At 55.3% G+C, this 8,408-nt stretch carries 8 protein-coding genes, 4 pseudogenes and 1 other annotated feature; of the genes and pseudogenes, 4 read left to right on the forward strand and 8 right to left on the reverse strand.

Annotated elements, in window-relative coordinates:
• Nucleotides 1-705: 705 nt before the first annotated feature.
• A pseudogene (locus QPK29_RS33555) lies at nt 706-825 on the reverse strand (IS3 family transposase); the annotation flags it as partial.
• Between QPK29_RS33555 and QPK29_RS33035 the strand changes: the two are divergent.
• Nucleotides 826-1,260, forward strand: coding sequence for a hypothetical protein (locus QPK29_RS33035; protein ID WP_400189945.1), 435 nt, complete (start codon nt 826-828; stop codon nt 1,258-1,260).
• 314 nt (nt 1,261-1,574) lie between these two features.
• Here QPK29_RS33035 and QPK29_RS33040 read toward each other — a convergent pair whose 3' ends face one another.
• The 3 genes and pseudogenes from QPK29_RS33040 to QPK29_RS33050 all read right to left on the reverse strand — a co-directional run bounded on the left by QPK29_RS33040 (nt 1,575) and on the right by QPK29_RS33050 (nt 2,850).
• Nucleotides 1,575-1,781 carry a hypothetical protein gene (locus QPK29_RS33040; protein WP_371772379.1) on the reverse strand — a complete coding sequence of 69 codons (207 nt, stop codon included), beginning with the start codon at nt 1,779-1,781 and terminating at the stop codon, nt 1,575-1,577.
• A 177-nt stretch (nt 1,782-1,958) separates the two neighbouring features.
• A pseudogene (locus tag QPK29_RS33045) lies at nt 1,959-2,234 on the reverse strand (transposase); the annotation flags it as partial.
• A gap of 286 nt (nt 2,235-2,520) precedes the next feature.
• Nucleotides 2,521-2,850 (reverse strand): H-NS histone family protein, encoded by a 330-nt coding sequence (locus QPK29_RS33050; RefSeq protein WP_371772378.1) that lies wholly within the window; start codon nt 2,848-2,850, stop codon nt 2,521-2,523.
• Nucleotides 2,851-3,592: 742 nt separating this feature from the next.
• Between QPK29_RS33050 and QPK29_RS33055 the strand changes: the two genes are divergently transcribed.
• Nucleotides 3,593-4,207 carry a flavin reductase family protein gene (locus tag QPK29_RS33055; RefSeq protein ID WP_371772377.1) on the forward strand — a complete coding sequence of 205 codons (615 nt, stop codon included), beginning with the start codon at nt 3,593-3,595 and terminating at the stop codon, nt 4,205-4,207.
• A 141-nt stretch (nt 4,208-4,348) separates the two neighbouring features.
• Here the strand turns inward: QPK29_RS33055 and QPK29_RS33060 are convergent, their stop codons facing one another.
• Nucleotides 4,349-4,714 (reverse strand): bestrophin family protein, encoded by a 366-nt coding sequence (locus tag QPK29_RS33060; protein ID WP_371772381.1) that lies wholly within the window; start codon nt 4,712-4,714, stop codon nt 4,349-4,351.
• A gap of 17 nt (nt 4,715-4,731) precedes the next feature.
• On the opposite strand from QPK29_RS33060, the gene QPK29_RS33560 reads away from it, so the two are divergent.
• Nucleotides 4,732-5,232 carry a hypothetical protein gene (locus QPK29_RS33560; protein WP_449821522.1) on the forward strand — a complete coding sequence of 167 codons (501 nt, stop codon included), beginning with the start codon at nt 4,732-4,734 and terminating at the stop codon, nt 5,230-5,232.
• A 14-nt stretch (nt 5,233-5,246) separates the two neighbouring features.
• Here QPK29_RS33560 and QPK29_RS33565 read toward each other — a convergent pair.
• The 3 genes and pseudogenes from QPK29_RS33565 to QPK29_RS33080 all read right to left on the reverse strand — a co-directional run.
• Nucleotides 5,247-5,342: pseudogene (locus tag QPK29_RS33565) on the reverse strand (IS66-like element accessory protein TnpA); the annotation flags it as partial.
• 293 nt (nt 5,343-5,635) lie between these two features.
• Complete coding sequence (locus tag QPK29_RS33075) at nt 5,636-5,974, reverse strand: hypothetical protein (RefSeq protein WP_400189948.1); 339 nt, start codon at nt 5,972-5,974, stop codon at nt 5,636-5,638.
• 251 nt (nt 5,975-6,225) lie between these two features.
• Nucleotides 6,226-6,669, reverse strand: a complete 444-nt coding sequence (locus tag QPK29_RS33080) for a helix-turn-helix domain-containing protein (protein ID WP_371772374.1) — start codon at nt 6,667-6,669, stop codon at nt 6,226-6,228.
• A gap of 319 nt (nt 6,670-6,988) precedes the next feature.
• Here QPK29_RS33080 and QPK29_RS33085 point away from each other — a divergent pair.
• A pseudogene (locus tag QPK29_RS33085) lies at nt 6,989-8,160 on the forward strand (IS3 family transposase); the annotation flags it as partial.
• Nucleotides 7,214-7,330 (forward strand) — a sequence feature (AL1L pseudoknot). (Overlaps the previous pseudogene by 117 nt.)
• Nucleotides 8,161-8,408: the final 248 nt, after the last annotated feature.

The raw sequence follows: 8,408 nt of genomic DNA on the forward strand, positions 1-8,408 counted from the left end.
TACCTTCACTCATTCGCTGTCATCCTTTCGCGGACGACAGCTTAAACCACCGTCTCAAATTCGGGGTCCACTATATTACGTGGTCGTTTGCGTGCTCTTGAAAGAGGCTTCGGATAGGTGCCAAAAGGCGGTCATCCGTAGTTCCAGACTGGGTCTCCGGTCGTGCTCCAAGGAAACCTGCATGGCAAGTTGTCATCGTGGTTATCTCCTGTGTAGCGTAAGGCCTAAGTCGGTCATATGACTGATCTTTCTGGTCATTGGATCAGGATTTCGCTATCTTTATGTCATCGTTGTGCAACAGTAAGACGAAATTTTCGAAAGCGCCAGTGGTTTTTGCGTTTTTTCTTACGTGTTCCGCGTATGTAATGTTGTGTGGTTAAAAAACGATACAGATGCGCGGCATAAACCAAGTCATTTGACTGATTGGTGAAGTTGTGCGATACGTGTTTGCCGTGTGACCGGCACGGGGCTATCTGGTTTGATAGAAGCGAAGTCGCAAACGCTGGCTCAGAGGAACAAGAGTTCCATATGAGAAACCTACGTGGAAGATAACCGCGAAGAACTTCTTTATCGACGCTCGCGCAACTTGTTGGTGAGGGGCCGCCGGGCGGCGTGCAACAGAACAAACGCTTGGATGAGTCGCGAACAATCGTCATTGGCGAAGACTATTTTGCAGCGGAAGGTTTCGGCGGGTTCGCTCGCGGTTGGCTTGCCCCGGCGCCAGACACCCATCATCAATGCGTCGACGACAAGCTGTGAAGTCATACTGTCGTGCATGGACCATCCGGCGATTCGACGCGAATAAAGTTCCGGCACCGCAGCAACGTGCATCATGTCCGTGCCACGCTCGCCAATAAGCCGCAGCGCCAAGATGGGACCAATTCCGTGGATTTGGGTCAGATCTCTTCCAGTCAACTGGTACATTGCGGAGCGGACGCCGAAGTTTGGATCACTCGGCTGCTTGCTGCGGTGTCTGGCTTTCGGCAACGGTGCCACGGGTATCTCTTTACCAACGTTAAGTCCGGCTACCGCACGTTCAATGTCGGCATCGCATTCATCGACACGTTGCTGATAAAAACCGTAGAGCCCGAGGGCCTGCTACAATGCAAACAGATGCTCAGGTTCATAGTTGCCGACAAGGAAATTTCGGATCGTCTCGACATTCTCCTTGCAGCGGACGTCGCGCATTGCTGCAAGCTTGTCCGGATCTCGCACGCCTGCCACGATGGCTCGAACAATCTTCATCCGGTGCCCCCGTGATGTCAGAAATCACATGGTGCAATTGGATATTCATGTACGTCAGCGCCTTGTGCGTATGTTGGATCTGGGCAGCGGCCTAATCCGTGTGGCGTTCGCGGCACGCAAATATGTCCTGAGTTCAGCGATCTCGCCCAGGACGGAAGCTGGCTCTCAGTAGTCCGCAGGCATGCAAACGCTGGAGCCATTGTGCATCGTTGACGTCACTCTTCCAGCCCGGCACCGCACGGACCTCTCGCGCGTTCGCAAGGATGACGTCCAGTCCCTGGACTCGAGTACCTTATACGCTGCAACCCAATAGACGGCGGTCGATTCCATTACCACTGTTCGGATACCCGTCGAGATGAGCCAACCGGCCATTCGCTCGAGATCACTGGTAAAGCCTGGAATGTCTGAACCGGCTCGTCACAAAGATCCGGGCTCACGACTACGACATGAAACCGCGAACCGATATCGATGCCGGCTGCGAATGGATGAATGATCGGTAACCCTGCCAGCTTTGCTGCCGCACGGGCTTTTGACATGATCCCTCCTGAAGAAAACGCAGGACGGGGACTCGGATTTGATCAATTTCCTAAACGGGGTCGCCTGAAAGAGCGCCGCCACAGATGAGTCCGCAACTTCCCTTGGGCCAGGTTTCTCGACGGTATCTACGCCTTCAAGAAGCTGACGGCCACGGTCTCTGCGCGTGTGGAGCGGTTTTTCAAGAAATCCCGCTCCATCTTGAGCTTGGCCACCTCTTTGCGCAGCCGTGTAATCTCCGCATCCTGCGCTGTTATCTTGCCGTTGCCAGGGAATGCTTTCTCGGGTTGCTCGCGATGCTCGCGTACCCGCTTGCGGAGGACATTCTCATGCACATCCCGATCCTGCGCGGCCTGGCTTACCGAAACACCGCGGTTCTCAGCCAGCTTTATGGCCTCGAGCTCGAAATCTCGGCTGGATGCCTTCTTGCTGCCATCGATTCCCGCTGACTCCATTTCAACTTAACATGGTGTCTTTGGAATCGGGAGCAAGCCAGCCGCGTTAGGTGAAAAAGCGACTCGACGCAGTTATTGTCCAGGCTTAATCTGAGGTCTATGACAGAGACACAAATTCGATGAAATTAAGTGTCACTCGGGAGCAAGGGTTTGGTTATGCGGGAGGGAACGATCATGGAGGCTGCGCTCGTCAGCTCTACGGCCTTCGATGAAAAATCGCAACAAGGACTGCAGCAGAGCATCGAGAAAATGGGTGAGCAAATAAGCACACCCTGGGTTCTGTCTACTAGATGCGGAATTCGTCGAGTGATTTACCTTGCTCAACTGCCTCAATTACCCACCGGGGCTTACGTCCGCGGCCCGTCCAGGTTTGTTCATTGTCAGCAGGGTTGCGGTATTGTGCTCGCACAGTCGAGGCTTTGGCAGCCTTCGGCTTCGTCCTAACGTTGGCGATTAATTGCTCGACCGGAAGGCCAACACTTTGTGCTATTGAAAGAATTTTCTCCCGCGCCTTTCTCACCTCTTCCTGTTCACGGTTCTTGATTTCCTGTTCGATGTCGTGCTGCAGGCCTTTGAGTTCGCTCAGGTTGAGTTTCGACAAATCGGTAACCGCCATGTTCTGGTCCTTTCAAATGGGTCAAGAATGTATTGCGTTAAGGGATTGTACTATGCTTGTGTACACGAGAACAAATTTGAGTCAGTATCATGCCAAAATTGAACACTTATTTTTAACCGAGTGATTATATCGTCCAAGGTCGTGGTCCTTGCTCTCATTTAAGAATCGGCGCACTTCAGGGCCGCTGACCTGATAGCCGAAGATGCGTCGCCACCAGTTTGGTGTCGCCTGTAACAGAGATGCTTTCTACTAACGTCCACCAGAGCGGCATTGCAGCGGTGCCGAAACCACGAGGGCCGTCGTCATGTGTAAGGACAGCCCGTTCGTGTAAGGACGTGCAAAATGTAAGAGTCCGGATATGACGGACGGGCGACGCTACGGAACAGGACCGTCGCGATGATTCTCAGGGCGCCGGCAAAGGGAGCTTGCGAGTAAGTGGTGTCCCAGCTAGTTATGGAAAATGTCGGCTGCTCTGCGCCCGGTATCTGGTCGCGATGCTGTACTCGCCTTACTGCACGTAACTGTTTGCTGGCGATGATCGTCGTGGGGACGTTCGTGAAGTATGGGTAATCATCTCGTGCTGTCGATCGAATGCAGTCGCGACGATGCTTTCACGATGTTCCGTAGACATCTTTCGATTCCCGCAATTGTCGCGGGCGTGGGCGAAATGTCATCAGCCCTGCCCGGCCACGGCGCGTGTCGCTGATATGATGTCAGCTTCAAAACTGTTTCGAGTCGTGCAATGTCGAGCTACTTTTATGAGCCATGCAATGGGCATGGACTGCCACACAATCCTTTCAATGCAATCGTCGGGCCTCGCCCCATCGGTTGGATCTCCTCCATCAGCAAAAATGGCGTTCGGAATCTAGCGCCGTACAGTTTCTTCAACGCATTTAATTATTTGCCGCCAATCGTCGGATTTTCGAGCATCGGTGCGAAAGATACGCTGCATAATGTGCAGGAGACCGGAGAATTCGTGTGGAACCTTGCGACCAAACCATTAGCTGAAGCAATGAACGCTACGTGCGCAGCTGTTGGGCCGGAGGTAGACGAGTTCGAACTGGCCGGACTCAACGCAGCGCCTTCGCGGCTGATCACGACGCCTCGCGTGGCGGAAAGCCCCGTGTCCTTCGAATGCAAACTTACGCAGCTGCTTCAGCTACAAGACAGGTGTGGCACGTCCGTATCGACCTGGCTCGTCCTTGGCGAAGTAATTGGTGTCCATATTGCGACCGAGTTGCTTAAGGAGGGCAACTACGATACTGCCGCAGCCCAGCCGATCTTGCGTGGTGGTGGCCAAGCCGACTATTTTGTGATCGAATCGAGGCAGCTGTTCGAAATATTTCGTCCACGCTAGCTGAAGGCAGAACTGGTTCGGCCTCACTAAACGAAGACGGTGGCACACCACAATTTACGAAACGTTGGCATAGCGTTTTGTACCAGACCTCACGGAACCTGCGGTCAAATCGAGTGTTTGTCGTCGCAGCTAAGTCAGCCATTAGTGGATGGGCTGCAGCAGCGGTGGAGTGCCGTCATCGCCAAGTATCTCGCGCAGGTCAATTTCGATTGTGCGGCTCAGTGCATCGAGCGGTAGGTCGTTGGCGGCCGTCCCGCACGGTTCTTCGATCCCGTCCCCCAGCGCATCGAGACCAAAGAACGTGTAGGCCACAATTGCCGTTAAGAACGGCGTCATATAGCCGATCGTATCGACCAAGCCGAACGGCAGCAGGAAGCAGTAAAGGTAAGCCGAGCGGTGGAGCAGTAGCGTGTAAGAAAGAGGAATAGGCGTATTCCTAATGCGCTCGCAGCGGTGTTGGCGCCGAGCATGGCCGAGATCGTGCGCTCGAGCGCCGCCTCTAGGCAGGTATCAATGCGGTCTTCGTGGAGGTATCGCGCAAGGTCGACGCCCATATGCAGCATGAGGCCATGCGGCAGGTTCGACATCGAGCGCACGCGCTTCCATTCCGCTGTGCCAATCTAGGGCCGAACGTTGGGACCGGCATTGCTGCCGCGCAACTGGTGCCCGAGCGCATAGGCGAAGGTGATGCCGATGGCGCGCCGGACCATGTGCGCCCGAGCGTCGTCTACATCGCAAGCATACTGCCGGCCCAGTTCGATCAAGGTCAGGCACTGGCGCGCAAGGTCGCGCGAAAGATGGATCAGTTCGCCCCACTGCTTGCGCCCTTCCCAGTAGCGGTCTACGCCGCGGTGTGGACGAAAGCAGAGGAGGAGCGCCAGCGCACGCACCACTGCACCGCCAATCAGGATCTCGCTGGTGCGCCACTGATCACCCGCGCAGACTCCCCATCTGGCTCTGTTTCCACCGCGACCGGCAGGAACGCCATCCCGGCATCAGCACCAAGCAGCCCGGCGCGATGCTGACCACGCCACTTGAACAACATGTTCGCACTGAGATCGTGCTCCAACGCCAGTTTGGACATTAAAACGTTCGGCATGCAAGCCACCACAGCCAGGCGCCGCTTAAAGTCCATTGAATAGTTCGGGCGCCTTTACGGGTGTTACCCCGCGACAAATCGTTTCGTAAGCAGGTGTCGAGCAGCAGATCAGATCGTTTTTTGGGAATTTGATCGTCAGATGCGATCAGTACGTAGCGCTAGCTCGTGTCGGCGGTGGCACAGCTTCCGGAGCGAAGGGTCGTACACGCAATTCGACGGCCCGGCCATATAAGCGATGTCGATTAGCTACAAAGCTTTTTGCTTCCATTGCCGCGCCTCCTTCGCGAACTGCTCTGCAGTACCACGCTATTTTGGCTATCCGACATTTCTTATACACCCGCTGGACGTGCCTTCGGGTCAAAATTTCTTGTTTCAATTCTTGCAACTACAAGTTTGTCGTCCACCGGCCGCTCTGTTGAGTCCACGCAGTGCGTTACCGTCAATTTCACATTTTCACCGTGGCGTTGTCGCATCGTTGGTATCACCGCATTGCAGAACCTTTTGGCCAGCCCTTCTCTTGAAAGCCTCACTGCCTTGTCGATAGCTACCAACTTGGTATTTGCCGATAGATAACAATCGTCTTTACCCTGCCGGGCAAATGTGTGCCCTTGGAGGTTCCCCTCAGCGACCCGAACGGTCCATGATTCCATGTTCTTTTCAGCGATCATGTATGCAGTTTAAAGGCGGCGCCCGTGTTGCACGCGCCGAACTGTGAAAGCAAGACCGCTGCCCGGAACACGGTCACGCATTTCGTTGTGCCACCTTGATCTTCGTGGTGTGTACTCCGCCAACATGCAACCCGCCGCTTTACCCCAGTTACCGCCATGCGGCATCGCCCGTCGGACACCAAGCGCGCGTTGTCCTGACCTGAAAAATCGCGAGCAGCATGCGTTTAGGCTCAGGTCAGGCTTTCCACGGCTCAACGGCTGCCATGAGCCGCCTGATGCTCGAAATTTCTTTCGCAGAGCTGGGCATTTTGCTGTGAGCGCATGCGCAGACGAAAACCCTGAGGAGATTCACCAGTCCAACGCTTGACTGCCTGACGCAGGTTGGCGGCATCGCTGTATCCCACCTCTTCGGCAATGCGATCCAAAGACCAGGACGTCTCTGTGAGATAGCGACGAACTTGATCTCCACGTACTTCGGCCACGAGTGTACTGAAGCGCGTGTTCAGCTCAAGTAGGCGACGCCGGAGTGTTCTCGGGGAGAGCAAGAGCTCATCAGCGATCTCCGCCAATGTTGCCTGCTGATTTGCACGTTCTTCAAGCAGCTTTCGGACAGAGGCCAGCAAGCGTTGATCCGCAGTTCCGGTCTGGGTTTTCCATCTAGCAGTGACGACACTGGTGTGTGGATATGTGTGCACGGTTGTCTCCTGTAACTGGCACGTCTCAAGTCAGTCATATGACTTACTTTTTTACTGGATGACTAGCAAGAGCCCTTATGCATGTCATCGTTACGCAACATTAAGACGTTTACTGGGCAAAATCCAGCGTTTTTTTTATGAGAAATGCGAAAATCTTGTGTCCACCATAACTTTTGTAGCAAAAACCCCATACAGTTGTATTGCCAACGCAAGTCAGACGACCGACTTACATAATCGTCATACGATTGGCTTATCGCAGCGCGTCAAAAGTTTCTATTTTGCAAGATACGGCGGGCGGGCAAGCCATATGCTGGCGTAGGCAAGCAGCTATGCAAGAACACGGGAGAGCGATCGAATGCACCGCAGCCAAATCGGCTGCACACCTGACACGTTTTGCCGCTGGGTACATCAGCAAGAGCTTGATGATGGCCAGCGTCCAGGCCGGACCACTGCCGAAGAGGAGCGCGTCAAGGCTTGTTGGAGCGAGATGTGCGGGAGCTGCGGAAGGCAAACAAGCTCCTGCACCCCGGCACGGCACGGCAAGTGAGTTTTTCGTTCAGGCAGAGCTCGAGCACCGCTTCAAGCCGTGAGGACGTCTATCGATCAGCAGCGCCATGCCTCCGGTGTCGAGTCCATCTGCCGACCGATACAGGTCGCGCCGTCGGGCTACTGGCTTTACGCCGCACAGCAGCGAAACCCGGAGTTGCGTTGTGCACCGATCCAATGCGCTGAGGTGTTGAGCACGGAGATCGAACGCGTCTGGCTGGCGAAGCTGCAGGTCTACGAGGCCGACAAAATGTGGTGCCAACTCCGGCGTGTGGGAACCGGCGTAGTCCGCTGCACAGTGGGACCCTTGGTGCGCAAGGTTGGCCTGCGAGGCGTCACGCGGGCAAGGTGCGTGAAGGCGACAGCTCCGGATGCAGAGGCTCCAGGCCCGCTCGACCGGGTCAATCACCAGTCTAGGGCGCGGCGGCCGAACTACCTGTGGATCAGCGATTTTACGCACGTCTCGACGTGGCAACGCTTGGTTGTATGTCCTCTTTATCAGCGACGTCTTCGCCCGACGCAACGTCAGCTGGCGGGACAGCAGCCCGATGCGGACCGATTTCGTGCTCAACGCGCCGAAATAGACGCTGCGCGCGCGTCCGCCGGAACGGAACAAGCCGGTCCATCATATCGACCACGGTCCCGAATAAGTGTCGATGAAGTACAGCGAACGCTTTGCAGAAGCGGGCATCGAACCGTCTGTGGGAAGCAAGGGCAACGGCGATGACAATACACTGGCCGAGACCATCAATGGGCTATACAAGGCTGTGTTGATCTATCGCCGGGCTCGCCCGGAAGACACGTGAGGCCGCCGAACTGGCTAAGCTGGAATGGGTGTCCTGATGTAATCATCATCGCCTGTCGAGCCGTTTAAGCTGTATACCGCAAGCCGAAGCAGAGGCAAACAGTTATACGCAACTGAGCAGTCAGGCTATCCCGGCCTGACTTAGATAAACCGGCCACCACGAAAGCCGGATGGTTCACATTGCGGAGGAGACGCCTATACGCGTGCGCCCTCGAATGTCATGCCATCTGTGCCGCCGAACTGCTAAAGTGGACCCATCAGTCAAGACACTCAGCCGGCTAGTTTAAGCTGTGTCCGTTTCCGTTTCCGTTTCCGTTTCCGTTTCCGCTTCTGCAGCTGCCCGGCGCTGCCCCGTATTGCCGATTTTTTCTTGTTCCAGGTCCGCGTC

Source organism: Massilia orientalis (assembly GCF_030411975.2).
Taxonomy (GTDB): Bacteria; Pseudomonadota; Gammaproteobacteria; order Burkholderiales; family Burkholderiaceae_D; genus Telluria; species Telluria orientalis.

Bases quoted from the DNA above. Each gene is read 5' to 3' on its own strand.
- QPK29_RS33050 (WP_371772378.1), bottom strand. From the start codon at position 2,850: ATGGCGGTTACCGATTTGTCGAAACTCAACCTGAGCGAACTCAAAGGC.
- QPK29_RS33075 (WP_400189948.1), bottom strand. From the start codon at position 5,974: ATGATCGCTGAAAAGAACATGGAATCATGGACCGTTCGGGTCGCTGAG.
- QPK29_RS33055 (WP_371772377.1), top strand. From the start codon at position 3,593: ATGTCGAGCTACTTTTATGAGCCATGCAATGGGCATGGACTGCCACAC.
- QPK29_RS33040 (WP_371772379.1), bottom strand. From the start codon at position 1,781: ATGTCAAAAGCCCGTGCGGCAGCAAAGCTGGCAGGGTTACCGATCATT.